This window comes from Domibacillus mangrovi, assembly GCF_001906925.1.
Classification (GTDB): Bacteria; Bacillota; Bacilli; order Bacillales; family Domibacillaceae; genus Domibacillus; species Domibacillus mangrovi.
This window is the reverse complement of sequence record NZ_MRWQ01000010.1, coordinates 147505-173130: the sequence shown is the minus strand read 5'-3', so window position 1 is coordinate 173130 and position 25626 is coordinate 147505. Positions and strand designations below refer to the sequence as shown.

General features: G+C 39.8%; 26 protein-coding genes. 18 read left to right on the top strand and 8 right to left on the bottom strand.

Annotated features, from left to right (window positions below):
• Positions 1-23: 23 nt before the first annotated feature.
• The 3 genes from BLL40_RS12325 to argC are packed head-to-tail and all read right to left on the bottom strand — an operon-like array spanning position 24 to position 3002.
• Positions 24-1184: an acetylornithine transaminase gene (locus tag BLL40_RS12325; protein ID WP_073712206.1), complete on the bottom strand. Its 1161-nt coding sequence runs from the start codon at positions 1182-1184 to the stop codon at positions 24-26.
• Positions 1181-1948 carry an acetylglutamate kinase gene (gene argB / locus BLL40_RS12320; protein ID WP_073712205.1) on the bottom strand — a complete coding sequence of 256 codons (768 nt, stop codon included), beginning with the start codon at positions 1946-1948 and terminating at the stop codon, positions 1181-1183. The genes BLL40_RS12325 and argB overlap by 4 nt, the downstream gene beginning before the upstream one ends.
• A 16-nt stretch (positions 1949-1964) precedes the next feature.
• Entirely contained in the window at positions 1965-3002 is a 1038-nt protein-coding gene (gene argC / locus BLL40_RS12315; RefSeq protein ID WP_073712204.1) for an N-acetyl-gamma-glutamyl-phosphate reductase, read from the bottom strand.
• 166 nt (positions 3003-3168) lie between these two features.
• On the opposite strand from argC, the gene BLL40_RS12310 reads away from it, so the two are divergent.
• From BLL40_RS12310 to BLL40_RS12295, 4 genes are all read left to right on the top strand, one after another.
• The gene (locus BLL40_RS12310) at positions 3169-3732 is read left to right on the top strand and encodes a thioredoxin family protein (RefSeq protein WP_073712203.1); all 564 of its coding nucleotides are present in this window, start codon (positions 3169-3171) and stop codon (positions 3730-3732) included.
• A gap of 22 nt (positions 3733-3754) precedes the next feature.
• Positions 3755-4672 carry a diacylglycerol kinase gene (locus BLL40_RS12305; protein WP_073712202.1) on the top strand — a complete coding sequence of 306 codons (918 nt, stop codon included), beginning with the start codon at positions 3755-3757 and terminating at the stop codon, positions 4670-4672.
• A 129-nt stretch (positions 4673-4801) separates the two neighbouring features.
• On the top strand, positions 4802-5245 hold the full coding sequence (locus BLL40_RS12300) for a MarR family winged helix-turn-helix transcriptional regulator (protein WP_073712201.1): 444 nt from the start codon (positions 4802-4804) through the stop codon (positions 5243-5245).
• Entirely contained in the window at positions 5238-6428 is a 1191-nt protein-coding gene (locus tag BLL40_RS12295) for an MFS transporter (RefSeq protein WP_073712200.1), read from the top strand. The genes BLL40_RS12300 and BLL40_RS12295 overlap by 8 nt, the downstream gene beginning before the upstream one ends.
• A gap of 194 nt (positions 6429-6622) precedes the next feature.
• Here BLL40_RS12295 and BLL40_RS12290 read toward each other — a convergent pair whose 3' ends face one another.
• A complete protein-coding gene (locus BLL40_RS12290; RefSeq protein WP_073712199.1) occupies positions 6623-8902 on the bottom strand; it encodes an ATP-binding cassette domain-containing protein in 2280 nt (759 codons plus the stop codon).
• A 938-nt stretch (positions 8903-9840) separates the two neighbouring features.
• Between BLL40_RS12290 and BLL40_RS12285 the strand changes: the two genes are divergently transcribed.
• From BLL40_RS12285 to hslO, 5 genes are read left to right on the top strand one after another with little or no spacing between them, the layout of a single operon-like run.
• Complete coding sequence (locus tag BLL40_RS12285) at positions 9841-10320, top strand: RrF2 family transcriptional regulator (protein WP_073712198.1); 480 nt, start codon at positions 9841-9843, stop codon at positions 10318-10320.
• 32 nt (positions 10321-10352) lie between these two features.
• A complete protein-coding gene (locus BLL40_RS12280) occupies positions 10353-11315 on the top strand; it encodes a TIGR03571 family LLM class oxidoreductase (protein ID WP_073712197.1) in 963 nt (320 codons plus the stop codon).
• A 21-nt stretch (positions 11316-11336) separates the two neighbouring features.
• The gene (locus tag BLL40_RS12275) at positions 11337-11558 is read left to right on the top strand and encodes a DUF896 domain-containing protein (RefSeq protein ID WP_073712196.1); all 222 of its coding nucleotides are present in this window, start codon (positions 11337-11339) and stop codon (positions 11556-11558) included.
• Between the two features lie 33 nt (positions 11559-11591).
• Complete coding sequence (locus BLL40_RS12270; protein ID WP_073712195.1) at positions 11592-12584, top strand: LLM class flavin-dependent oxidoreductase; 993 nt, start codon at positions 11592-11594, stop codon at positions 12582-12584.
• Between the two features lie 27 nt (positions 12585-12611).
• The gene (hslO, locus tag BLL40_RS12265; protein ID WP_073712194.1) at positions 12612-13490 is read left to right on the top strand and encodes an Hsp33 family molecular chaperone HslO; all 879 of its coding nucleotides are present in this window, start codon (positions 12612-12614) and stop codon (positions 13488-13490) included.
• Between the two features lie 442 nt (positions 13491-13932).
• Here hslO and BLL40_RS12260 read toward each other — a convergent pair whose 3' ends face one another.
• Entirely contained in the window at positions 13933-14355 is a 423-nt protein-coding gene (locus BLL40_RS12260; protein WP_073712193.1) for a pyridoxamine 5'-phosphate oxidase family protein, read from the bottom strand.
• A gap of 227 nt (positions 14356-14582) precedes the next feature.
• Between BLL40_RS12260 and BLL40_RS17205 the strand changes: the two genes are divergently transcribed.
• The 3 genes from BLL40_RS17205 to rlmD all read left to right on the top strand — a co-directional run bounded on the left by BLL40_RS17205 (position 14583) and on the right by rlmD (position 16700).
• Positions 14583-14807, top strand: a complete 225-nt coding sequence (locus BLL40_RS17205) for a hypothetical protein (RefSeq protein WP_143180121.1) — start codon at positions 14583-14585, stop codon at positions 14805-14807.
• Complete coding sequence (locus tag BLL40_RS12255; RefSeq protein ID WP_073712192.1) at positions 14804-15160, top strand: DUF2085 domain-containing protein; 357 nt, start codon at positions 14804-14806, stop codon at positions 15158-15160. The genes BLL40_RS17205 and BLL40_RS12255 overlap by 4 nt, the downstream gene beginning before the upstream one ends.
• 169 nt (positions 15161-15329) lie before the next feature.
• Positions 15330-16700 carry a 23S rRNA (uracil(1939)-C(5))-methyltransferase RlmD gene (gene rlmD, locus BLL40_RS12250; RefSeq protein ID WP_073712191.1) on the top strand — a complete coding sequence of 457 codons (1371 nt, stop codon included), beginning with the start codon at positions 15330-15332 and terminating at the stop codon, positions 16698-16700.
• 538 nt (positions 16701-17238) lie between these two features.
• Here rlmD and BLL40_RS18240 read toward each other — a convergent pair.
• Both BLL40_RS18240 and BLL40_RS16825 read right to left on the bottom strand, forming a co-directional pair.
• On the bottom strand, positions 17239-17628 hold the full coding sequence (locus BLL40_RS18240; protein ID WP_083566511.1) for a zinc-binding dehydrogenase: 390 nt from the start codon (positions 17626-17628) through the stop codon (positions 17239-17241).
• Positions 17585-18103, bottom strand: coding sequence for an NAD(P)-dependent alcohol dehydrogenase (locus BLL40_RS16825; RefSeq protein WP_425429421.1), 519 nt, complete (start codon positions 18101-18103; stop codon positions 17585-17587). The genes BLL40_RS18240 and BLL40_RS16825 overlap by 44 nt, the downstream gene beginning before the upstream one ends.
• Before the next feature lie 264 nt (positions 18104-18367).
• On the opposite strand from BLL40_RS16825, the gene BLL40_RS12240 reads away from it, so the two are divergent.
• Positions 18368-18964 carry a Crp/Fnr family transcriptional regulator gene (locus BLL40_RS12240; protein ID WP_073712190.1) on the top strand — a complete coding sequence of 199 codons (597 nt, stop codon included), beginning with the start codon at positions 18368-18370 and terminating at the stop codon, positions 18962-18964.
• Here BLL40_RS12240 and BLL40_RS12235 read toward each other — a convergent pair.
• Positions 18961-19671 carry a DUF4386 domain-containing protein gene (locus tag BLL40_RS12235; RefSeq protein ID WP_073712189.1) on the bottom strand — a complete coding sequence of 237 codons (711 nt, stop codon included), beginning with the start codon at positions 19669-19671 and terminating at the stop codon, positions 18961-18963. The two genes, BLL40_RS12240 and BLL40_RS12235, sit on opposite strands and share 4 nt — an antisense overlap.
• A gap of 376 nt (positions 19672-20047) precedes the next feature.
• Here BLL40_RS12235 and BLL40_RS12230 point away from each other — a divergent pair, with 376 nt between their 5' ends.
• The 5 genes from BLL40_RS12230 (at position 20048) to BLL40_RS12210 (ending at position 24772) form a co-directional block, all read left to right on the top strand.
• Positions 20048-20848, top strand: a complete 801-nt coding sequence (locus BLL40_RS12230) for an ABC transporter ATP-binding protein (protein ID WP_073712188.1) — start codon at positions 20048-20050, stop codon at positions 20846-20848.
• A gap of 68 nt (positions 20849-20916) precedes the next feature.
• The gene (locus BLL40_RS12225) at positions 20917-21717 is read left to right on the top strand and encodes a helix-turn-helix transcriptional regulator (protein WP_073712187.1); all 801 of its coding nucleotides are present in this window, start codon (positions 20917-20919) and stop codon (positions 21715-21717) included.
• A 106-nt stretch (positions 21718-21823) separates the two neighbouring features.
• Complete coding sequence (locus tag BLL40_RS12220) at positions 21824-22777, top strand: ABC transporter substrate-binding protein (RefSeq protein ID WP_073712186.1); 954 nt, start codon at positions 21824-21826, stop codon at positions 22775-22777.
• Between the two features lies 1 nt (position 22778).
• Positions 22779-23798, top strand: coding sequence for a FecCD family ABC transporter permease (locus BLL40_RS12215; RefSeq protein WP_073712185.1), 1020 nt, complete (start codon positions 22779-22781; stop codon positions 23796-23798).
• Positions 23795-24772 carry a FecCD family ABC transporter permease gene (locus tag BLL40_RS12210; RefSeq protein WP_073712184.1) on the top strand — a complete coding sequence of 326 codons (978 nt, stop codon included), beginning with the start codon at positions 23795-23797 and terminating at the stop codon, positions 24770-24772. Before BLL40_RS12215 ends, BLL40_RS12210 begins: the two co-directional genes overlap by 4 nt.
• Positions 24773-25626 lie beyond the last annotated feature (854 nt).

Sequence of the window (25626 nt, the reverse complement as noted above, 5' to 3'; positions counted from 1 at the left end):
GCTGTCCCGAGAGACTCCTTGAATTAGGAGTCTTGCTGGACAGCTTTTTCTTGTAATACAGTCGCAATCGTGTCGACTGCTTTTTCAATTTCTTCATCGGTGACGTTAAGCGGTGGAAGAAGGCGCAATACGTGTGTTCCTGCTGTTAAAATGAGCAATCCTTGTTCACGTGCTTTTGCCACAAACGGGCCGGCTTCTTTCGTCAGCTCGATGCCGACCATCAGGCCTTTCCCTTTTAACTGTTTAACGAAATCAACGTTGGAAAGAGCTTCTGTTAATAATCCATTCAGCTTATCGCCCTTTGCGGATACTTCTGCTAAAAATGAATCGTTGAAAATCGTGTTTAATGTTTCTTCTGCAGCGGCGAGAGCAACAGGATTACCTCCGAATGTCGAGCCGTGTGAACCGGCTGAAAAAGCGTCAGCGAGGGCGGCTTTTCCTACGATGGCACCGAGAGGAAAACCGTTCGCAATCCCTTTGGCAACAGAAATAATATCTGGATCAAGCCCAATATGCTGGAACGCAAACGCTTTGCCAGTCCGTCCGATGCCGGTTTGGATTTCATCAATGATCACAAGAGAACCATTTGCATGAGCCAGCTTTTCAACTTCAAGCAAAAAGTCTGTGTCACCTGAATTGATGCCGCCTTCGCCTTGGATGACTTCAAACATAACGGCTGCTGTATTTGAATCAAGCGCGGCCTTCAACGCCTTAATGTCGTTCATTCTCACGTATTCAAAAGATTCAAGCATCGGGCCAAAGCCGGTTTTAATTTTATCTTGTCCTGTTGCTGCCATCGTCGCAAATGTCCGTCCATGGAATGAATCGATAAACGTAATGATTTTTGTGCGGCCTGTTGATTTGCGGGCAAGTTTGATCGCGGCTTCATTTGCTTCCGCGCCGCTATTGCTGAAAAAGACAAGATCAAGGCCAGATGCATCAGTTAATTGCTTTGCGACATTTTCTTGTAATTCAATTTGAAATAAATTAGATGTATGCCAAAACTTTTCAAGCTGTTTTTCCACTGCTTTTTTTACATTGTCAGGTGTATGCCCAAGGTTGCATACACTAATCCCAGACGTGAAATCAAGGTATTCTTTGCCGTCTTTTGCAGTAAGATAAGCACCTTTCGCTTTTACAGGTGTTACATCCCAGCGCGCATATGTAGGGAATAAATGACTCAAATTGTCTCCTCCTCTTTATTAAACTGTGTGCCATGCCACCGGCCATCTTCGTAAAACGGTTTTTTACCTGACACGATGTGTACATGTTCACAGCTTTCAAGTGCTTTAAGGGCGGTTTGAACTTTCGGAATCATGCCGCCGCTTATCACGCCAGATTCAATTAGCTTCTTCGTTTCTAAACTTGTTAGAACGGGTACAAGCTGGCCATCGTCCAACACACCGTCTACATCTGTTACCATGAGCAAGTGATCAGCGGCAAGTGCGCGGGCTGCAGCACCTGCTGCGTGATCAGCGTTAACATTCAATACTGTACCGTTTGGGCCTTTCGCGATCGGTGTTAAAACAGGAAGAAGCCCCGCTTTTAAAATGAGTTCTAAAACCGTTTGATTGACAGATGTTACGTCACCGACAAAACCGAGATCGTCCTTGTTGATGAAATCGGCAGTAAGAATACCTTGATCACTTGACTGTAAGCCAATTGCGGCAATGCCATGTGCCTCTAGTAAGCGGACGAGCTTCCGGTTCATACTGCCAGACAAGACGAGTTCTGCCGCTTTGAGTACGTCTTGTGACGTTACACGAAGCCCGTTTTTAAACTCGCTTTTCACATTCATGTTTTCTAACATGGCGTTAATTTCTGGACCACCGCCGTGAACAAATACGATTTTGTATCCGTCTGCCAGCAGTGAGGTCATGCTTGAAAAAAAGCTGTCCGATAGCTCTTTTAACACACTGCCGCCGCATTTTACAACGACTGTTTTCATATAAATCATCCTTTCATTACGGATACATTGGGAAACCTTTGAGTCCCGATGCTTCGTCAAAATTAAACATCAAATTCGCATTTTGAATGGCCTGGCCAGCCGCACCTTTAACGAGGTTGTCGATGACCGAGACGATCACTAAACGATTGGTACGTGTGTCCACGTCAACAGAAATGTCACAGAAGTTCGAGCCAGCGACTTCTTTAATGCCAGGGAACTGTTTTGAAGGGCGGACGCGGACGAATGGATCATTTTTGTATGTTTCAACGTAAAGTGCGTACACTTCTTCAGTTGTCATAGCACTTGTGAGCGGGGCATACATCGTCGCCATAATCCCACGAGATACTGGAAGCAGGTGAGTCGAGAATGTAATGGGTGCAGTGTCTTTATTCCACCACGCTAATTGCTGTTCAATCTCTGGAATATGCTGGTGCTCATTCACTTTATAAATGCGGAAGTTATCATTCATTTCTGCGAAGTGAACGAGTGGTGATAATCCTCGTCCAGCACCGGATACACCTGATTTTGCATCAATGACAATGTTTTTCATATCGATTAAATTATTTTTTACTACGGGTGCAAGTCCTAACAGTGCCGCTGTTGGAAAGCATCCCGGGTTTGAGAGTACTTTCGCCGTTTTTACATTTTCACGGTTCCATTCTGTCAATCCGTATACTGCATCTGCAATAAATGCTCTGTCAGCAGGCTCTTTTTTGTACCACTTTTTATAATCATCTGTTTCTTTCAGGCGAAGATCACCGGATAAATCAACGACTTTTGCATGACCACCGGCAAGTTGAGGTGCAAGTTCAGTAGCAATACCTGATGGCACCGCTAAAAAGACAACATCTGACGTTTCTTTAATGGCGACTGGATCAATTTTTGTCAGAGGAAGTGGGCAAATTTCTGCTAAGTGTGGATAATCTTCTGTTACGGGAACATTTTCTTTGCTCGATGAATAAATTGCCTGCAATTCAAAATCAGGATGATTGGATAAAAGACGTATAAGTTCAATGCCTCCATAGCCGGAAGCGCCGATAACTGATGCTTTCATATGTAAACTCCTTTGAATTTTTATTTATAATTATTCATAAATATTAATATCTATTCTTCTATTATAAAATTGCTCTCTCTTTAAATCAACCGATTTTGTCAAATGAGTAGTTTTTGTGCATAATGGAATCAGGGAATGGCTAGAAAATCAGCAACGGAGGAATAAAATGGATTTAAATAACTGGTTTGAAAAAGGGTTAACGCCCGAACAATATATAGAAAAAATGTCAACGCATCAGGAAAACTTGCTTCACGTATTGAAAAGGTTTCATCTGTCCGGCGATGAAGCTCCCCTTATGAATAAACTGAGGGAAGCAAATTGGCGTACTATTGTCATCACTGAAGATTGGTGTGGCGATGCGATGATGAATGTACCGATTTTGCTGGCACTTGCAAAAGCTGCTGATATGGATGTTCGGATGCTTCATCGTGATGAGAATTTGGAATTGATCGATCACTATTTAACAAACGGTACGTCTCGTTCTATTCCCATTTTTATTTTCATCGATGAAGAAGGTGAAGAGCAGGCTGTATGGGGTCCGCGTGCACCAGCTGTGCAGGAAATGGTAACGAATTATCGATCATCTTTGCCTCCGCGTGAACACGCTGATTTTGACGAAAAAAGCCGTGAAATGATGAGCAAGCTGACGGAATCGTATCGGACGGACGAGGCGCTTTGGCAGGAAGTGTATAGTAGTTTGAAGACGACGATTACGGAACGATTATATTAATGAGAGAAAGACTGGGATAAAGATGACGAAAAGAGCACGAATTATTTACAATCCAACATCTGGCCGAGAGTTGTTCCGTAAGCATTTGCCGGAAACACTTGAGAAGTTAGAGTGTGCCGGTTATGAAACATCTGCTCACGCGACAACGAGTGAAGGCGATGCAACAAAAGCGGCGCGTCTCGCGGTTGAACGAGGTTTTGATGTGGTCATTGCGGCTGGCGGTGACGGTACATTAAATGAAGTTGTAAACGGGCTTGCTGGACACGAATTTCGACCAAAATTCGGTGTGCTTCCGATGGGAACGACAAATGATTTCGCTCGTGCATTGCATATTCCGCGTGATATTCAAGGCGCAGTGGATGTTATTACGGCAGGTGAAACTATTCCTGTTGATGTCGGCCGAATGAATGAGCGGTTTTTTATTAATATTGCCGGCGGCGGACGCTTGACGGAGCTGACATATGAAGTACCAAGCAAGTTAAAAACAATGCTTGGACAGCTGGCGTATTATTTAAAAGGGATTGAAATGCTTCCGTCTATTAAACCGACCAATGTGACGATCGAATATGACGGACAAGTGTTTGAAGGGGAATCTCTTCTTTTTTTAATCGGTTTAACAAACTCAGTCGGTGGCTTTGAAAAGTTGGCACCAGATTCGTCTGTTAATGACGGGATGTTCACATTGCTCATATTGAAAAAAACGAATCTAGCCGAATTTATTCGTATTGTCAGCCTTGCGCTGCGGGGAGAACATTTAAATGATCCTCATGTCATATACACGAAAGCAAAGCATATTACCGTTCATTCACATGATAAAATACTTGTAAATTTAGATGGGGAACTGGGTGGGGAAATTCCAGCTGAATTTGAAAATTTATACCGCCATCTAGATGTATTCGCACCTGTGGAAAAATTGCGGCCACAAGATCGAATTTATTAATGATTAACTGTTTCGAAAATCAGGCTCTCTGGTTTTTGAAACAGTTTTTTTTATTTAAAAAATCTTTTGTTTCCCAAAATAAGTGGTATGATAAATTAGTTACCTAGGTAATTAAAGTAGGAGGGAATTATGGAAACGCATCAATTATTTCATACGATTCACCAGTTATCGCGTGAATTGGCGAAGCAGGCGAATCATACATTACAGCCGTTCGGTCTTTATACGGCGCAGTGGTCTGTCCTGTTTGTATTAAAGGAAAAAGGGAAAATGACTCAAACAGAGCTGTGCGATTATCTTGCCGTAGAGGCTCCACCAATGACAAGAACGATCCAGCGTTTAATGAAACAAGGATATGTCAAGCAAGTGAAGGGAGAAGACCGCCGCGTCAAAATTATTGAGATGACGGAACAGTCAAAAGCTATATATCCGGAGTGGGAAGCAGCCATTCTTCAAATGAATGACCGGCTGCTTACGGGGGTACCTGATGAACAGCGAGAGCATATGAAGCAATTATTGTCATCTTGTTTAATGAATGTGAAAGAGAATGCGCAAAAGGGGAAGCTGCATGAATAAAACAAAATTATGGACAAAAGATTTTATAGGGGTATCAGCAGGGAATTTTTTCTTATTTATGACGTTTTATTTTTTACTCGTGACGCTCCCTGTCTACATTTTGCAAGGGCAAGGTGGAACAGAAGCACAGGCCGGTCTTGTCACAACAGTTTTTTTAATAGCAGCGATTTTGATCCGTCCTTTTGCCGGTCAATGGATTGGAATGTTCGGACGAAAAAAGGTGTTCGTCACGTCGCTGTTTCTTTATCTTGTTACGATGATTTTGTATTTAGTTGCGACTAACTTTAATGCGCTGCTTGCCCTGCGTTTTTTTCAGGGAAGTAGTTTCGGGATGGCGACAACAGCGGCAGGTGCGATCGTCGCGAATATTATACCCGATTCAAGGCGTGGAGAAGGGATGGGTTATTTTGTCTTATCGAACAATCTGGCGATGGCGATCGGACCGTTTGCTGGTTTGACGCTATTTAATGGTTGGGGCATGAGCGCCGCCTATATTGCCTGCATCGTTATTTCTGTTATAGCATTCATCATCGGGTTAAGTTTGGTGGCAGATCATTCAGGTTCTGCCCGTTTAGGTTCTATGTTTCGTTTAAAATTACATCCGAAACATTTATTTGAAAAGTCGGCGCTGCCGATTGCTTTGACAGGCGCTTTTTTCTCAGTAGGATATGCGTCCATATTATCGTTCGTACCAGTATATGCAGAGGAACTGAATATCGACGGAATGGCTAGTTATTTCTTTATCGTGTACGCGGTGCTACTTGTGCTTTCACGTCCATTCACAGGACGCTGGTTTGACCAGTACGGTGAGAATATCATCATTATCCCATCGATTATCTTATTTGCGGTCGGTCTTATCGTGCTCAGTCTAGCGGATGGAGCCGTTCTTTATTTCGTAGCAGCGGGTATGATTGGCATCGGCTGGGGCACCTTGTTTCCGAGTTTTCAAACGATTGCCATTGCTAGGGCACGGCCTGAAAGAAAAGCAACGGCGACTGCTACTTTTCTTTCTTTTTACGATTTTGGTATTGGAGTGGGGGCAGTCGTGATTGGCGCCGCTGTAGCTGGTATGGGGTTTAAAACGGTGTATGCATCACTCGCTGTGTATGTACTTATCGGCATACTCGTTTATATGACAGCGGCGAAAACGAAGAAGGAAAAACATCACAGCCTGTCACTTTAGGAGTTGTTTTGCACTATAAGGCCTAGAGACAGGAGTTTCAGATTTACAACGTTAAAGAAATTCTAATATTAAAAAGCCTAATCTCTCAATATTAAAGTTGAGAAATTAAGCTTTTTAATTGTCCGTTATTTATTATGATTTAAAAACGTTATTATCTGTTCTGATTAATAGTCAATTTCCATGACTTTATTATTTTAAGTGAAATGTTTTCTAACCGCATCCTTTAACCATTTCGCTGTCAATGTCTCTGCACTTAACATTTCCTCTGGTGTACCTTCTAATATAATTTGTCCACCTTGTTTACCTCCTCCTGAACCCAATTCTATTACCCAATCGCCCGCCGCTATAAAGTTTAAATTGTGTTCGATTATTATGACAGAATTCCCTCTGTTTACGAGGTTTTGAAATACGTCTAAGAGTTTTTCATTATCTTCTGTGTGTAGCCCTAAGGACGGCTCGTCTATTAGGTAGATTTGTCCTTCTTTTTGTAAGTGGCTTGCGAGTTTTAGACGCTGGACTTCTCCTCCGCTCAGAGAACTTGTCGTCTGTCCCAACGTCAAGTACCCTAATCCTACGTCTTTTAGCGTATGCACTCTTTTTATGATTTTAGGTATTTTAAAATAATGAATAGCCTCGTCTATTGTTAAATCTAAAATCTCTACTATATTTTTATCTTGATATCGATAGGACAATGCTTCGTCTGAATATCTCGTACCGTCACATGCTTCACAAGCAATTGTCACTGGATCTGCAAATGCTACGTCTGGTGTTAGGACTCCTTTTCCTTTACATATAGGACATGCTCCTAGGGAGTTAAAGCTGAACAAACCTGCTGATTGTCCCGTTTCTTTTGAAAATGTTGCGCGAATATCATCCATTATTCCCATATATGTAGCTAGGGTTGAACGATTAGAGATTCCTATGCCGCCTTGCCCTACCATTATGGTTTCTGGATATTTTTCTGTGAACGCTTCCAACATTAAGGAGCTTTTACCTGAACCTGATACTCCACATATAGAGACTAAGACATTTTTGGGAATATTTACGCTTATATTTTTTAAGTTATTGTTGCTTGCTCTGTTTATTGTAAAATAACTTTTTATATCCCTTGGATTTTTATTTATTGTTAGCTTATGGTTTAGGGCTGTTGCGGTGGGAGAGTTTTTTAGTCCTTCTAATGTTCCTTGATAGACAACTTCTCCTCCATTTACACCTGCTCCTGGTCCCATTTCTATTATTTCATCCGCTACTTTTATTACTGATAGATTGTGTTCGATTACGATTACAGTATTATGTTGGTCTTTTAGCCTTTTTAGCATTTGTATTAACATATCGACTTCTTCTGGATGGAGTCCCGCACTTGGTTCGTCGAAAATGTATGTAATATTGTTTAGACTGCTTCCTAAATGACGAGCGATTTTTACCCTTTGAGCTTCGCCACTGGACAAGGTGCCCATTTTTCTTGATAGACTCAAATATCCTAGTCCCATGTCGACTAGCTGTTTTACATGTGGGATTGCTTGTTGTGCGATAGATTCTCCCATAGGATCTTTTATGTTCTTTAGTTCTTCTAGTATTTCTGGAAGCTCTAATTGATCATATTCTGCGATATTTAGGCCATTTATTCTGCACTCTAATACTTTTGGGTTTAGACCTGAACCTTGGCAGGTTGGGCATAAGAATCGAGTTGACACTGCTAAGACGTTATCTTGGGAGACTTCTTTTAGCTTTGAGATATCTCTATTGATATAAAGACGCGTAAATCTGGGCAATAACCCATCCCACTCATGATCTTGAGGTCCGTTTTTTGTGTGAAATGGCGCATAGACTCTTTCACCTTCTCGGGGACCATATAATAGTAGGTGAAGCTCTTCTTCGGAGTAGTCCTTTATACGTTTATCTGGATTGAATAATCCGCCGGTCATCATCCATCTACCTTGCCAACCTGAAGGCGATAATGGCTTAAATTTCACTGCATAATCTCGCAGTGACTTATCGTAATCGATCATCTTATTTTGGTCTGGCGCAATTACCTCACCATATCCACCACATTCTGGACATCTGCCAAAGGAACTTTGGCTCGAAAACTCGTTGGCAAAACCGATTGATGGATTTCCTACTCTTGAAAATAATAATCTAATTAACGGATTTATATCCATGTAGGTGCCAACTGTTGAGCGGGAATTGCCCCCTATAGGTCTTTGCTCTACTACTATAACCGGGCTTAAGTTTTGCATAAGATCGGCGTGGGGTCTTTCGTATCTTGGCATTTGATTTCTGACATAGAGAGGATAGTTCAAAGTCATTTGTCTTCTACTTTCTGTTGCTAAGGTGTCGAATACAACTGAGCTCTTTCCTGAGCCTGAAAGACCTGTAAATACGATGATTTTTTCTTTTGGTATGTTTAAATCTATATTTTTTAAATTATGTTCTTTAAGCCCTCTTAAAATGATTTCATCTTGTATTTCTGACATTTTGTTATCCTTTCTAATTTTATATTTATTTACTATGCTTCTTTCAGTTCGCTACAAGTCTAGCCATCCTTGACAGTATAATAAACTTTAGTAACAATTGCCAAAACGTGACCATTAGATTAATTTAAATATAAATATTTTATCCCGCATTAACGGGTAGTAAGATCCCCGCTTCAAGACGTTGAAAAGAAAAGAAGGATAAGCGGGGGATCAACTGTCCGTAAAAGCCCGATTGGTTCGAGCCGGCTGAAGCCGGTCACTCACGTATTGCCGCAGGACGCGTTGCTCTTTACTAAGTTCTTTTTTATTCAGTGGGGGATGAGCAGAACGCAGACTAAGATCGTCACGTCCTGTGAACCTAACCCCTACTGAATGAAGTTTCACTTTATAGCCATTATGTTTTCCTCTCAGGCAAACTTCACCCCTATTAGTATCTTACAAGTACCTACGTCTGGTCATCATGCAAAAGTAAGCTTATTTGGTGCGGTTAATGTAGTAGACGGCACGTTATTCTGCATGGAATCCCCGAAGGCCGCTGCGGTATCGTTTCTCTATTTCCTTCAATATTGCACATTCAAGAAGTGTTTGGAAGGCTAATGGAAGGACACACGAGCTTTGTCATTGCACACCAGCTGAATACCATTCGCCAAGCTGTTCAAGTCATTCGATTCCGTGCTGGCCGAATTGAAGCAATGGGATAGCCTGTTGAATATAGTCTTCAGGTACCATAATTGTCTGACTGAAATAGTCAACGATGATGCCATATAAGCCTCAAAGTTATAGATATGATTAGAAAATAAGATGGTATAGGAAGACAATAGTAATGAAAAGTTTACTTTTAAATACCCTCATGCTAGACTAAAGCGGATAATGATTATCCTTATTATTTTATATTTGTGGAAGATATAATAAATTTTTGAATAAAGGCGGTGATTTTAATGCAGATGAAAACGGGAGTTGAACAGTCTGTGTATGCCATTCTTATCCTTAACATGTTACCGGATAAGGCGGTATTACCAGGGGAAGCAATCAGTCAACAATTGGGAGCATCCCCAACGTATTTTCAAAAATTGTTGAGGAAGTTAGTCAGTGCGGACTTAATTACTTCTGTGCCAGGGGTGAAAGGCGGATTTAAACTAAGGAAAAAACCTGAAGATATTCGCGTATACGATATTTATCTTGCTATAGAGGGAAAACAATCTCTTTATTCCTCTAGTGGAGTTTTACATGGCATGCTTGATTTAGAAGAAGAAAATAGTTGCTGCTTGTTAACGAACTTAATGGAAGAAGCTGAATCTTCTTGGAAATCCGTGCTAAAGCGTGAAACAGTTGCATCCTTGTATGAAGAAATAAATGAGAGTTATCCACTCAAAGTACAATTACTACAAGAATGGATAAAAGAAAAAATGGTTTTATAAATAGAAAAGCGTCATAGTCGGGTGGAGTAAATATGAGGGAGTTTCAATCGCACAATGGTTTTGCACGAACATTTAAAGAAAATAAATTGACGCTTGGAATTTCGTTTCCTTTGGAATTGTCTGAGGCCAATCTTCAGAAAATGGATTTAGCAGAACAAATGATGCTGGCAAAACAAGTGGAGGATCTAGGGGTTGCTTCTTTATTTGTAAGGGATTCACCACTTTATGATCCCAATTTTGGGGATAATGTCGTTATGTATGATCCTTTCCTATTTCTTGCATACGCAAGCGCACATACGAAAGAAATCGCTCTAGGCACTGCAAGTGTTGTTACTACATTGCGACACCCCCTTCACTTAGCGAAATCAGCTGTATCTTTAGATGATATGTCTAAGCAACGCTTCTTATTTGGGGCTGCAACTGGAGACCGTCCAATCGAATTTCCTGCATTTAAAGTAGAACGTGATGAACGTGAAGAATTGTTTAGGGAGTCCATAGTGGTCATGAGAAAAGTGTGGAAAGAATCATTCCCTAAAATACAGTCAAAGCGAGTGGGACTAATAGAAGGTGATGTGATTCCTAAACCACTTTTAGCTGATATCCCCATCTTGGGTACAGGATATTCTGGGCAAACAGTTGAATGGTTAGCAGAAAATACAGACGGTTGGATGGTTTATGCGCAAGAGGTGAATCGTCAGCATGAGCTAATCAAGCTCTGGAGGAAAGCATCGGGAAGGTTTAAGCCTTGCTCTCAGCCTTTAGTTATTAACTTATCAGAAAATCCAATGGCTTCACCTCGCCCAATTCCGATAAAAGTCGGTTTCACATCAGGTCATAAGTTTTTAATCGATTACCTTTATGCGTTACAAGATATTGGGATGAATCATGTCATTCTTGTTTTGAAAAATGGAAATCGTCCTATGGCTGAAGTGATTCAAGAATTGGGCGAGTATGTAGTACCGCATTTCCCTGCACTAACTACACAAAATGAATAACGAGAATTGAGAGGAAATAAGATGATTAAAAGTTTAGGTCGTATTAATGAATTAGCCAAAAAACAGCGTGAAGAAGGTTTGACAAATGCTGAACGCGTGGAGCAACAAGTATTGCGTGAAGATTACTTACGCGAAATTCGCGGACAAGTTCTCAACACTTTTTCAGGAATGACTGTCCTTGATCCACTTGGAAATGATGTAACCCCGGAAAAATTACGTAGAGAAAAAGAAATCGATTTGTAGGAAGCATAACCTGATTGGAAGGACGATATCTAGATGAGATTAAGTATATTGGATCAAGCCCCCATTACGAGAGGGAATACGGCAGCAGATGCTTTGAAAAAGGCGGATGAGCTAGCTATTTTAGGAGATGAATTAGGCTACCATCGAATGTGGATGGCAGAACATCATGCAACAAATGTTTTTGCAAGCTCAGCTCCTGAGGTGACGACAGCCTATTTGACTGCTAAAACGAAAAATATTCGTATCGGAACCGGGGGAGTGATGATGATGCATTATTCCCCATTAAAACTGGCGGAGGTGTTTAAAACCTTAAGTGCATGTTCGCCGGGTCGCATTGATTTTGGCGTTGGTCGAGCTCCGGGAGGGGATAACTACTCCGTTTATGCTTTATCTGAAGGACGCCAATCGATGGTAAACAACATGTATGAAAAATTTGATACTGCTTTGCAGTTGATCAACGACGAAGTACCTGAAGATAGTTTGTATAATAAAACAATCGCCACACCGTCCCAAGTCATTTTGCCGGAAGCTTGGCTATTAGGTTCAAGTGGAAACAGTGCTGTTCAGGCTGGACGCAGGGGCGTTGGTTATTCTTTTGCCCAATTTTTTAATGGCGAGATGACTAGGGAGATTTTAGATGCATACAAAAAGAATTTTCAACCTTCAGCTTTTATGGAAAAAGCGGAAATCAATGTTTCCTATATGGTAACAACAGCCGAAACAAAAGAAGAAGCTGAGTTTGAGGCAATGCCACAAGATATTTGGCGTTTAATGTTTATGAAAGGCAAGATTGGGCAAGTTATGACGCCTGAAGAAGCCCGTGATTATCCATTGACAGAAATGGATCGAATGATTATTAAAGAAAATCGTAACATCCATTTAGTGGGAGATGTAAAGCAAATCGCAACATTGTTGCAGGAAGAGCAAGCCTATTATGGTTTTGATGAAGCGATGATTTGCAGCATTCCTCATTCACAAGAGAAACGTCTGAATGTTTATCGATTATTGGCACAGGAATTGTTTTAAATTTTAATGAAGAAAAGGAGCAAAGAAATGAAGGATTATTTAGTAAAAGCGCTAGCATATCACAATCAAGTACGTGCTTATGCAGTCAACACAACGGTAACAATAGGAGAGGCTCAACGTCGTCATAATACTTGGCCAACGGCTTCGGCTGCCCTAGGGCGATCGATGACTGCTAGTGTGATGCTAGGAGCAATGCTCAAAGGCGAAGAAAAACTAACAGTGAAAATCAATGGTGGAGGTCCTATAGGCACAATTCTCGTTGATACAAACGCCAAAGGAGAAGTGAGAGGCTATGTATCCAATCCTCAAACTCATTTTGACCTTAATAAACAGGGAAAACTAGATGTGAAAAGAGCCGTAGGAACAAATGGATTGCTGACAATATCAAAAGATATAGGACTGCAGCAACCTTTTATGGGACAAATTCCTCTAATTTCAGGTGAAATAGGGGAGGATTTTACATCTTATCTCTTTCATTCTGAACAAACGCCTTCTGCAGTAGGAGTAGGTGTGCTGGTGAACCCTGATAATACCATTCAAACAGCTGGCGGTTTCATCATTCAACTGATGCCAGGTGCAGAAGATGAAATAATTAGCACAATCGAAGAACGTCTGAAAGGAATGGCACCAATTTCTTCAATGATTGCGGAAGGTATGACCCCAGAACAAATACTTGAACAAGTACTTGGGGAAGGAAATGTAAATATTCTTGAAAGAATGCCGGTTCAATTCCAGTGTCAATGCTCCAAAGAGAGAATTACCAATGCTATAGTAAGTTTAGGAAGTGCAGAGATCCAAGACATGATCCAAACAGACGGACAGGCTGAAGCAAATTGCCATTTCTGTAATGAAACGTACCATTTTACTAAAGAGAACTTAGAGATTCTGATGGAAACAGCGGTTTAATAAATCTACAAGTCAGAAGGCGGATGAAGAAATACAGTACGGACTGAAAAACTAACTCCAAGCTTAAGGAAGGCTTGTATATATAAACTTAAATGTACAGCAGGAAGGACGAAAATGTAAGATGGAAAAAGCCATCTCCGTGTCGGGCGGAGTTTGTCAGTAAATCTTTAACAACTCCACGAGTTTTAATGCCTGCACATTAGTCTTTTTTGAGAATAATAGTAACTTCAAGACCTGGTTGAATTAAGGTGTACCCTATAAAGTAGACAATTTAAAAAAGTCTATCTTATAGGGTACTTTTATTTAAAAACTCTGAGGTTTTTTACGAGCTATTTACTGTATAGTTTTGTTTGTGAATTTCAATGCTATTTAGTCAGTTCTTTAAGGTTTACTTCATAATAACTGAACTATTTAAATTAAATGCGGTGCCTTTTTCGTTTGGTTAAAGATCCAGTGTTTGCGGCGGCTGATCTTTTTTGTTCATTAATCGAATATCGTCCGGAATAATTTGTAAAATAAGCAAATCCGGATCTTCCGGGCCGTCGAACCAGCCTTCAAGATGTTCATTCCATACTTTTTCCTTCAAGCTTTCATCGTCAGACTCGACCACTTTCCCTTCGATTTCTACATACACATCACCAATGCCTTCACCTTCGTAACCAAGCAAAATGTGCGTATATGGATTTTGCTCAATATCTTCCGTTTTGTGCGTATCTTTGCTTGTCACGGTATAAAGCGTTAAATCATCATGAAAAAAAGTCATGTAACGAGATCTTGGCTTATTATCATGAATGGTCGCCATCGTCCCGACACGATTTTCTTGCAAAATGGTCAAAATCTGCTTTTTTAGTTCATTTTGATTCATTAAGTTCATCTCCTATTTGTATCATGTCTCTTATTTACTATTCCTTTACCGGCTTTTTTTAAACATTACTTATTAAGAGGAAAGATATTGAGAAGAAGCCGACTTAAAAGCATCTTCCTTTTATCGTATTGATTTATGATAAGATTACGTTGAAAGGCGGTGCTCCGAGATTGATTTTTATCAGTTTTTTTGTCGCTCTCACTTGCATCATAGGGAGTGTGATTGGATTGACGTCAAACCCAGTTGGAAATGAGCGACTCATTTTGATCAGTTGGTTCAGTTTTGGCCTCATTTTATTTATATATACGATTTACTGGTACAAGAAACGACGCAAAAAAGGAAAAGATGATGATTACTCATATTGCGACTGTCCAACGCCGACTATAAGCAAGAAAACATTCGACTGCGACAACGATGGGGACTGTGACTGCGGTCCGGACTGTTCGTCATGAAGGAGTTTTTTACGCTGCAGTTCATGCCATGCCACCGCCGCCCAGAACGGTCACTGATTGTGTGCGGAAGGCAGTTTCCAATCTGTTATAGATGTATGTTTATATTAATCGGCTTATTTTTAGCTGTTCCAATGGCCTTCTTTCCACCAATTCTGTCTTTTATCCCGGCATTTTTAATGGCGATTGCATTGAACATTCCGATGCTGCTGGATGGATTTACACAAAAACGGCAGTTTCGCACAAGCAATAATTTGCTCCGTGTTATTACTGGTTTTTCAGCAGGATTCGGGCTAGCGCAATTTGCAGTAAGTGCAGCGAATACGGGTGCAGAGCTGATTTTAAAATGGTTTTAAATCAGTATCATATCCATGCGGAGGGAGAAGTATGAAAAACTGGAGCTGCTGTTGAAAGAAGCGGTGCATCAATGTAAGATAAAAGGTATCGTTTTTTAATGTCAACGATTATTTGTCTATTCTTAATGTGAACAGACAAATAAGCTTATTAAATGAGGGGGAAGTAATTGTGGCAAAGATTCAAGCCCCGGTAAAAATAAAAGACGTGCTATACGTTACGTTTACCGATTTAACACATGAAGGAAAAGCAGTGGCGAAAGTAGAGGGCTATCCCCTGTTTGTAGAAGGTGCGCTGCCGGATGAAACCGGTGAAATTGAAGTGACGAAACTGAATAAAGGATACGGATTTGCGAAATTGATCCGTCTCGATCAAATAGTGCCTGAACGTGTGGTGCCCCCATGTTCTGTATATGATGAGTGTGGCGGCTGCCAGCTTCAGCATATGACGTATGAAGGACAGCTTAAGATGAAATATAACCAGGTGCGAAATGTGATCGACCGGATTGCAAAACTGCCGGACGTGCCAGTTCATCCAGTGCTTGGCATGGAAGATCCATGGCGCTACCGGAATAAAGCGCAAGTACCAGTCGGCATGAACAGCGGCCATATTGTTGCCGGTTTTTACAAAAAACGGAGCCACGACATTATCGATATGACCGAATGCCTTATTCAGCATGAACAAAGTGATAACATCATTCAAAAAGTGAAAGACGTGTGCGCAGCGAACGGTGTTATGCCTTATGATGAACAGCGGCATAAAGGCGTTCTCCGTCATGTAATGGCGCGGATTGGCTATACAACAGGTGAAATGATGGCGGTGCTCGTCACGCGTACAGCTGAACTGCCGAATAAAGAGGCGATCATTAAAGGCATCCGTGACGCGATTCCAGGTATTACATCGATTGTACAGAACGTTAATCCTGATAAAACGAATGTTATTTTTGGAAACCAAACGCGCACATTGTGGGGCGAAGATGTGATTTATGATTTAATCGGTGATGTGAAATTTGCTATTTCGGCCCGTTCATTTTATCAGGTGAATCCAGTGCAAACGGAGGTCCTTTACGGAAAAGCACTTGAATTTGCGGGATTGACTGGTGATGAAGTGGTCATCGATGCGTATTGCGGCATCGGTACGATATCCCTTTTTCTTGCTAAAAAAGCAAAAGAAGTATACGGTGTCGAAATTGTGCCGCAAGCGATTGAAGATGCGAAGAAAAATGCCGCATTAAATGGCATTACAAATGCGCAGTTTCAAGCAGGGAAAGCAGAAGAAGTGATCCCCGCCTGGTATAAACAAGGGATTCGTCCGGACGTCATCGTCGTCGATCCGCCGCGCAAAGGCTGCGACGATGCGTTACTGCAGACGATTTTGGAGATGAAACCGAAAAAAGTCGTTTATGTATCCTGTAACCCAGGAACACTTGCACGGGACTTGCGGGTACTCGAAGACGGAGGGTATAAGACGTGTGAAGTACAGCCGGTTGATATGTTTCCGCAGACGACGCATGTTGAGGCAGTAGCTGTTCTAACATTATAACTGCAGCCCTAAAATAAAGTCTTGTACTTTATAATAAAGTCCTCCATCTTTACACCTACCCCCAAGCCCTGATATCCACTACCTTTGGATTTAAAATTCAGATGTAAAACTTTATTATAAAACGAAAAAAACGTGAAGCAAAATTGGTGGAAATGAGGGAAAGTTGTGGGGACTTTATTTTAAATAAAAGTCAGGAATACGGGTTTTGGTGATTTTTGATATTTTGACTTAATTACAAAGCGACAAGATTAATGAAAAAGTAGACACTTTATCTTAGAGAAAAGCTCAGGCTGAAAAATGCTTGAGTTTTTTTATGTAGGAAAATAGAAATACATAACGACGCTAAATATTGTAAAAATTAACTTTTGGAATATAACGGGTATTTCAGGCGAGTAGATGTAAGAAAGAAGAGATTATGTTTCAAATATCTCTTTTTAAGAAGGTTTTAGTTGAAACTAAGTGACACGAGCTTTTTTGAAAAAGCATTTGCTAGAAAACTTATTAGATATATTTATTTTTTTGCAATTTATCCACTTTACTACCTTTTTTCTAAATTATTTTGCATAGTTGGAGTAATTAATACAGTACCGGTTCTATGACCTTCTTCTACATATCGAAATACCTCTAGAAGCTGATTGAGGGGATAGTTACGGTCAATGACTTCTTTCAAGAAACCTTTTTCTAGAAATTCTCTAACTACTAAAACATTATTAATAGAAGCAAATGTTACTCCACAATGTACTTTCTTTTTGCTAAATAACTTGGACCATAACGACTGAATGATTAGTGCACCATTAAGCGCAAGTGTTGTATAAACCCCCTCTGCTTTCAGCTTGCGTTTAATGAAGTTATATGAGATGTGACCTACTGAATTAAAAATAATGTCATATTTTTTTACTTTCTCTAAAATCCTCCTGATTATAGTCAATTACGTGATTAGCGCCAAGTTCCTTAACAAGCTCTATATTTTTCGTGCTGCATACACCAGTTACTTCTGCTCCTATATATTTCGCATATTGCACCGCAAACGTTCCTACTGAACCAGAGGCACCAATTATTAAAATTTGATGCCCTGGTCTTATGTTTCCTAGCTTCTCCAAAAAGTAGAGCGTGGGATTTGCACCAATACAAAAGCAAACCGCTTCTCTAAAAGAAACTGATGCTGGTATTTTAGTGACCGCAGCTTCTTCCGATACAGTTAGATACTCGGCGTGTGCACCTGTTGCAACTATTCCAAACACTCTATCATGCTTATTAAAGCGTGTTACTTTTTTCCCTACCTCTGTAACAACACCTGCAAATTCTTGCCCTAATATGCCATTCTTTGATTTCAAAAATCCGCCCATTTTCGCTCGCACCACATCACCAGAAGCGACAGTTGATGCATAAATTTGCACTTGTATCTCGTGATCTTTCGGAGCAGGAATAGGTAACTATTTCCATTAAAATTGATATTCCTTCCTATATTGCGTACAAACCATTGCGTTCACCATTAATCCTCCTTTGAATAAATGTGTGTTTTTTTCATACGGAATTGGAATATATAGCAACATATTTATTTAAAAACTTTACATTACCTCGGTCTATTTCTTCGATAGGTGTTCTCGTCCCCGAATAATCTTGTTAAACTAATAAGAAGAATAAATTCAAGGAAAGTTGGTAAATCCATGAAAGATGTCCTTATTCAGTACATGAAACGTTTTTCCGACCTTAGTGAAACAGAGCTGAAAAAACTTACTGTTGATGTTCCGGTTGCTACTTTTAAGAAAGGAACCATCCTTTTGCATCAAGGGGATGTTCCCGACAAATGCTATTTTGTTTTAAAAGGTTGTATTCGTCAGTATGCCGTGGATGATGATGGAAATGAAACGACCTTCAATTTTTATACAGAGGAACAAAGTGTCACCATTTTCAACCTGCATGCCGTTGAAAAAGCTGCCAAGTACTCGCTTAGCTGTTTGGAAGATTGTACGCTCGTTGTCGGTGATTTGGCTACAGAGCAGGGGAACTACGACATGCATCCGGTTCTAGAAAAAATGACGCGTAAAATGATTGAAGAAGACTTTGGCTCTATGCGCGATGATTTTGCGTCCTTTATGTCATCAACACCAGAAAAGCGATATCGTGTATTGCTGGAAAAAAGGCCCGATTTGATTAAAAGAGTGCCGCAATACCAGCTAGCAAGCTATCTAGGAATCACACCAGAATCCCTCAGTCGTATTAAGAAACGGTCAGAAGCAAACCACCTCAGAATTGTAGATTAATCGATAGACAGTTTTCGTCCTTTTACCAGTAACCAGATCCCAAAACCTATTTCGCCAACAAACATCGGAACCATCAAGATCATTTCTAGAAAACGTGTGACATTGTCAAGTTGTGGTATAAAACTATACATGACATGAATGAGTGAATAACTGAAACCCGCTAGTACTACTAGGATGCTGATGATTTTGGGGATTTGATTTGTTTTCATCGCTACAATGCCGACTGTGATGAGATGTAGTCCAAATATGATTAATCCAAAGGACCAGATTGCTTCAAAAGCTGTAATTGAGCCCATAACTTGAATGGCCATTTCATTTATTTCTTTGCTAAACAAAGATTCTCGTACAATGCTACTCGCAATAATAAGATGTGAAACCGCAATTGACAGTATCGCTGTGTAAAGTAAACGAAACCATCCGCCTAACAATGCATACGCTTGATGGAAAGGCTTTAAGAAAATATAGAAACCCCATGATACAACTAGGTCAGTAATAATAATGATCATCCATCCCATTATCTCCAGATCAAATAATAAACGATTAGATTGAATGTTTTTTAAGGTAATGACCGCTTCTCCACTAACTACGAGGGAACTATGCACAAATCCCTGAGCGAAAAATGCGGCAATGGTCATTGTCAATAAGGCAATACCAGCAATGATCGCTGACTTTTTTTGCATATTGTTTTGGTTATAATTTGTATTCATAAAAGAACCTCCTAAATATGTTTTCAATTATAATTGTAAGCTTGCTCTGAATAGCACTCATTGACTTATGTTAAGAATCCCATTATTTTCATCATTTTTTCTAAAGTTTTATTCTCAAGCATCGCTCTGTATATTTATGCTAGTGATCGGAAATTAAGATTTAGATTGTTGGAACTTCAAAAAAATAAAAGAAAGTAGTCGACTTAAAGATGGTGCATTTTACTGGTCCGAATGCAGTGTAGCCTATTCAAAATCTTTATTATAAATCGAAAAAACGTGAATAAAATGACTAGTGCAAAAAATATTGACAGCACGTGTTAAACAGGATATCATTTATTGAAAATGATAATTATTCTCAAATTAGCAGGGTGATGAAATGGCTCAATTAGTAGTCGAAGATTTGTTGGTAAACTATGATGAAAAAGTGATTATTAATTCATTGAATGTCGAAATTCCAAAAGGAAAGATCACCACAATCATTGGTTCCAATGGATGCGGCAAATCAACGCTATTAAAAACAATTTCACGTATTTTAAAGCCAAAAAAGGGAACTGTATTCTTGGATGGTAAATCCATTCATCAACAATCAACAAAGGAATTAGCGAAACAAATGGCGATGATGCCGCAAAGTCCAACCGTTCCACAAGGCTTAACCGTTTATGAGCTCGTATCTTATGGGCGTTATCCTCATCAAAAAGGATTAGGACGTTTAAAAGAAGCGGATAAAAAGGCGATTGAGTGGTCTTTAGACGTAACGGGGGTAAAAGCTTTTGCCAATTCAGAAGTAGATTCATTATCTGGAGGGCAAAGACAGAAAGTGTGGATTGCCATGACTTTGGCTCAAGAAACAGACATTATTCTTCTTGATGAGCCGACAACCTATTTAGATATGGCTCACCAATTAGACATACTTAAGCTGTTAAAAAAGTTAAATGAACAAGAAAATCGTACAATTGTTATGGTTTTACATGATTTAAACCATGCGGCTCGTTTCTCTGATTATTTAATTACGATGAATGAAGGTACTATTGTAAAAACCGGTTCGCCTTTAGAGGTGATGACAACAGAGACATTAAAGAATGTATACAACATTGAAGCAAGCATTATGATTGAGCCAAAATCAGGCTGTCCCATTTGTTTAACATATGATTTATGTGAGAATCGTGAACTTGCTTAAAGATCTTGCTGAAAAGGCTAGGTCTTTTCTTTATTTCCAACTATTTTTAGAAAAAGGGTGATTCATCTATGAGCTTTCAACAGCTTTCGACTATTATTCCCTGCTTAAAAGATGTAACTATTTTTGAAAACTCGCAAAACTTTATGCCTCTACCTGACTGTCATGCCATCCTCATCGTTAAACAAGGGCATGTAACAGTCACATCAGACAATCAACCCTCTATCATTTGTACGGAAGGCTTTGCGTTTCATGCAAAGGAAGGTCCATATTGCATTGAAATTCCGAAAACAAAGTCTGCTAAATATGCGTTAATTACGTACCATATCTTCCCTGAAAATCAAGATTGGGCATTAAGTGGTCCATTGTATTCAATAAGTGGAGAAAAAATTGATTATATGCTTGACGAGCTTGTTCGGATTCGTACATTAAGTGAAAAAAATAAGAAGCAAGATGAGGTTCAGAGCTTTCGAGAAAGGCTTATACTTGAAAGAATTTTATTTATTTATTTATACGAGTCAGGAGTGAAAAAGGAGCAGAAAACAGCCATGAGCTTTATTGAGGAAACGGTCTCGTATTTGAATCAACATTACATGCTGGAAATAAAGCTGCCGATGCTCGCTGAAAGGGCTGGCTTAAGTGTTGGTCATTATACCGTTTTATTTAAAAAACATACGGGTACTACAGTGACCGCATATCTTATGAAACTTCGAATTGAAAAAGCGAAGCAATATTTACTCCAATCCAATTTAACAGCAAAGGAAGTGGCTCAAAGAGTTGGATTCTCCGATTATTTTCATTTCAGCCGCAGCTTTAAAAAGGAGGAGGGGTGCTCTCCAACGATCTTTCGAGCTCAAGTAAATAAAATCTAAAGATATGACATGCTAGTTCTTACATTGAGATATGTTCAAGAAGGGCGATAACACATAAAATTCTAATTGATAATAATAATCAAAATCGTTTATGGAGGGATATATAATGCAGCATCGGATGAAACGAATGTTTGGATTTGTCTTTATGAGTATATTCATTTTAAGTCTTATTGCTTGTGGAAATGCTGATGAAAACGAATCGAAAGAAGAAGCACTAAAAGAAACAAAGAAAGAAACGATTGAGATTAATCATGAACTTGGGAAAACCGTGCTAGAAAAAGCACCTGAAAAAATTGTTGTATTAGAATTTAGTTATACAGACGCACTTATGACACTTGATGTTCAGCCTGTAGGTGTAGCCGATGATGATGATCCGAAATTATTCATGGATAAAGTGAGAGATCAATTAAAGGAATATACTTCCATTGGATCTCGTTATGAGCCAAATATTGAAATGATTAGTTCATTACAACCTGATTTAATTATTGCAGATTTAAATCATCATAAGGACATTTATGATCAATTGAACAAAATTGCACCTACTATTGTTTTAGACGATCATCAAGCAGATTACAATCAAATGCTTGATAACTATTTAGTCATAGCGAAAGCGTTAGGAAAAGAAGAAGAAGGTAAACAGCGTTTAGAAGAACATCATCAAAAAATTGAAGAAGCGAAGCAAAAGATAGGCGAAACTACTTTGACGGTGTTACCAGCTGTAACGAATCCAAAAGGTTTCTTTGCACATTCAGATCATTCATATACAGGATCATTCCTGCTAAATATCGGCTTTGATGATCCAGTAAAAAGCGAAGATTCTTATCCGCAATTAGGCTTAGAGCAGCTTGTTGAAACGAATCCACAAGCGATTTTCCTACTACCAGCAACTGAAGAAACGATTGTAGATGAGTGGGGAAAAAATCCACTGTGGCAAGAAATTGATGCTGTTCAAAATAATAAAGTATTCACAGTTGAGAGAAGAGACTGGGCACTGTCACGTGGATTACTTGGCTCAGAAAAAATGATTGAGGATATTGTGAAGCATTTAGGAGATCAGTAATATGAGTCGGTTTACAATCAGAAAGCAGAAACCTAAAACGTTTCTGCTTTCTCTTTTTGCAGTAATATTCATTTTCATCGTTATCGGTTTTTTTATTAGCCTTAAATGGGGACAGGCGACTATTTCGTGGCGCATTTTATATGAAGCGATCACCTACCAAGGGCAAGATAAAGAGCACCTTTATATTCAAACGTTACGAATGCCCAGAACGATAACTGCATTTGTGATTGGTGTTCATATGGCATTAGCGGGACTACTGACACAGCTTGTTACGAGAAATCCAATTGCTTCACCACATATTTTTGGGATTAATGCAGGAGCTTCCTTATCAGTAGTCATCAGCTTAATTGTGTTTCCGAGTTTTACCTTAACAGCGTCTGTTTATTTTGCTTTTATTGGAGCGATCCTTGGCGCACTTCTTGTATTTTCATTAGCAGGCATACAGCAAAAGCAGCATGTTCGACTCGCCTTAGCAGGGATAGCCGTTCATTTTCTACTTTCCTCTTTAACAGAAGGACTCATTATCATGAACCAACACTCTACAGATAGTATGATGTTTTGGTTAGTAGGGGCTGTCAATCAAGCAGGATGGCAGGAAGTTCAAACGCTTTTACCATGGTCTATTACTGGAATTACTATTTTCTTATTCATGCTACCTTCTTTTAGGCTTTTACTAATTGATGACGATGTCGCACTTAGTTTAGGTCAGAGGATTATGTTCGTAAAATTGATTGGTATGCTTATTGTTATCTTATTGGCTGGATCAGCAGTAGCGACTTGTGGTCCAATTGGTTTTGTGGGGCTTTTAATTCCACATGTGGCTCGTTTATTAGCAGGTGAAAAGTTAGGTACGCTCGTTCCTTTAACGGGGTTATTGGGGGGGCTGCTTCTTGTGTATGCAGATTTCTTCAGTCGTTTTATCGCATATCCATATGAATCGCCAGTCGGAATTTTAACGGCGGTTATCGGTGGTCCTTTTTTTATTTATTTAGCTCGTAAGAAAGGAAGAGCGTCATTATGAATAAAATAATATTTACTTTTTCATGTTTATTAATGATGATCTTTTCCCTTTTATCTTTAAGTGTTGGCGCTGTTTCCATTTCTATTCCAGATTTATGGTACAGCCTACTGCAAAAAGATACATCTTTTTCTTTTATTGTGTGGGAGTATCGTCTCCCTCGAGTCGTGATAAGTATTCTTTCAGGCTTCGGCTTAGCCGTTTCAGGAGTTATCTTGCAGAGCCTTGTTCGAAATCCATTGGCAAGTCCCGATGTCATTGGGTTGACAAAAGGGGCCGGATTTTTTGCCGCTTTGGTCATCTTTCTTTTTCCGAGTTCTCCTTCCTACGTATTACCGGCGGCCGCTTTAACAGGTGCCTTTTTAGTGTTTATTTTGCTGTTACTATTAAGTAAGCGTTTGACATTAAGTCCTGATGCTTTTGCATTAGTAGGTATAGCAATAGGAGCTGTTTTTCAATCGGGAATTCAATACTTACTTGTTAAATATCCTGCTGATATCAATATGACCTTGTTATGGTTGTCTGGAAGTTTATGGGGGAGAGGGTGGAGTGAAGTGTTTTCTCTCCTTCCATGGATTTTAATACTTCTTCCCGTTGCATGGTGGCAATATCCGAAGCTTAATGTTTTTCAGTTAGGAGATGAATACAGTCAGACATTAGGACTTGATATCATTCGACAACGCTTTTGGTTATTGCTTCTTTCTGTATCACTGGCTGGAGTATCCGTTGCATCAGTAGGATCAATTGGTTTTATAGGACTCATTGCTCCTCATATCGCACGAAAGCTTGTTGGAGGTCGCCACCAGCTCTTAATTCCGTTAGCCGCAATTATTGGGGCAAATCTAATGCTAATCGGTGATAGTATCGGTAGGATCATTATTGTTCCAAGAGAAGTTCCAGTGGGCATAATGACTGCGATCATCGGAGCGCCCTATTTTGTTTATTTATTACGGAGAGAGCACAAAAGGAAGGGGTAATAAACAGGATTCATGGTTTGTTTATCCCGCATGAACGGGCAGTAAGACCCCCGCTTCAAGACGTCGAAAAGAAGAATAAGCGGGGGATCAACTGCCCGTAAAAGCCTGATTGGCTCGGGCCGGCTGAAGCCGGTCACTCACGTATTGCCGCAGGACGCGGCGCCCTTTACCTGAGTTCCTGTTTATTCAGTGGGGGCTAAGAGGAAGACAGACTAAGAACGTCACGTCCTGTGACAACGTCTGCATGATTGAACCTAATCCCCACTGAATGAAGTTTCACTTTATCTGCCCTATAGCAACAGAGAAGGTCATATCAATCAGCTGAAAACGATCAACCGAATGTTTTTCGGAAGAGCCGGTCTGCCTTTATTGCCAAAAAAGAATCCTTTACTATGCATAAAGCTATTGTTGACAAATGGTTGAAATGGACGTAACTTGACCCGGAAGGTTTCACCAACTCAACACATGTGAAGTGTGTGGTTGGCATATATTTAAAAGAATAAATCAAAAAAGCTAGAAGCATCTACAAGAGAATTGTGTGGATGCTTTTTTGTTAGTGGAAGAACTACTTATCATGTTGAGAAGATTGATTTTGAAACAAGTTAATGACAAAGGTAATATAGAAAAGGTTTTTTGTAAGGGCATCTTATAGGTAATTTAATGGGTGTATTTTGCTTTATTTCACAATTAAATGATAAGATAAATCTATGTAAATTAGATTTTATAGGTATAAAGATATATATATTGTGAACGGTGTATGCAGCAGCTAACTTGGCAAACACCAAATACAAAAAGCATTTATCCCGCATTAACGGGCAGTAAGACTCCTTCTTCAAGACTTCGAAAAGAAAAGA

Coding starts and splice junctions, on each gene's coding strand:
- BLL40_RS12225 (WP_073712187.1), top strand. CDS start 20,917: ATGAGCTTTCAACAGCTTTCGACTATTATTCCCTGCTTAAAAGATGTA.
- BLL40_RS12305 (WP_073712202.1), top strand. CDS start 3,755: ATGACGAAAAGAGCACGAATTATTTACAATCCAACATCTGGCCGAGAG.
- argB (WP_073712205.1), bottom strand. CDS start 1,948: ATGAAAACAGTCGTTGTAAAATGCGGCGGCAGTGTGTTAAAAGAGCTA.
- BLL40_RS12295 (WP_073712200.1), top strand. CDS start 5,238: ATGAATAAAACAAAATTATGGACAAAAGATTTTATAGGGGTATCAGCA.
- BLL40_RS12220 (WP_073712186.1), top strand. CDS start 21,824: ATGCAGCATCGGATGAAACGAATGTTTGGATTTGTCTTTATGAGTATA.
- BLL40_RS12290 (WP_073712199.1), bottom strand. CDS start 8,902: ATGTCAGAAATACAAGATGAAATCATTTTAAGAGGGCTTAAAGAACAT.
- BLL40_RS12230 (WP_073712188.1), top strand. CDS start 20,048: ATGGCTCAATTAGTAGTCGAAGATTTGTTGGTAAACTATGATGAAAAA.
- BLL40_RS12285 (WP_073712198.1), top strand. CDS start 9,841: ATGCAGATGAAAACGGGAGTTGAACAGTCTGTGTATGCCATTCTTATC.
- argC (WP_073712204.1), bottom strand. CDS start 3,002: ATGAAAGCATCAGTTATCGGCGCTTCCGGCTATGGAGGCATTGAACTT.
- BLL40_RS12260 (WP_073712193.1), bottom strand. CDS start 14,355: ATGAATCAAAATGAACTAAAAAAGCAGATTTTGACCATTTTGCAAGAA.
- BLL40_RS12240 (WP_073712190.1), top strand. CDS start 18,368: ATGAAAGATGTCCTTATTCAGTACATGAAACGTTTTTCCGACCTTAGT.
- BLL40_RS12300 (WP_073712201.1), top strand. CDS start 4,802: ATGGAAACGCATCAATTATTTCATACGATTCACCAGTTATCGCGTGAA.
- BLL40_RS12310 (WP_073712203.1), top strand. CDS start 3,169: ATGGATTTAAATAACTGGTTTGAAAAAGGGTTAACGCCCGAACAATAT.
- BLL40_RS12235 (WP_073712189.1), bottom strand. CDS start 19,671: ATGAATACAAATTATAACCAAAACAATATGCAAAAAAAGTCAGCGATC.
- BLL40_RS12215 (WP_073712185.1), top strand. CDS start 22,779: ATGAGTCGGTTTACAATCAGAAAGCAGAAACCTAAAACGTTTCTGCTT.
- BLL40_RS12270 (WP_073712195.1), top strand. CDS start 11,592: ATGAGATTAAGTATATTGGATCAAGCCCCCATTACGAGAGGGAATACG.
- BLL40_RS12255 (WP_073712192.1), top strand. CDS start 14,804: ATGAAGGAGTTTTTTACGCTGCAGTTCATGCCATGCCACCGCCGCCCA.
- BLL40_RS12280 (WP_073712197.1), top strand. CDS start 10,353: ATGAGGGAGTTTCAATCGCACAATGGTTTTGCACGAACATTTAAAGAA.
- hslO (WP_073712194.1), top strand. CDS start 12,612: ATGAAGGATTATTTAGTAAAAGCGCTAGCATATCACAATCAAGTACGT.
- BLL40_RS12210 (WP_073712184.1), top strand. CDS start 23,795: ATGAATAAAATAATATTTACTTTTTCATGTTTATTAATGATGATCTTT.
- BLL40_RS12275 (WP_073712196.1), top strand. CDS start 11,337: ATGATTAAAAGTTTAGGTCGTATTAATGAATTAGCCAAAAAACAGCGT.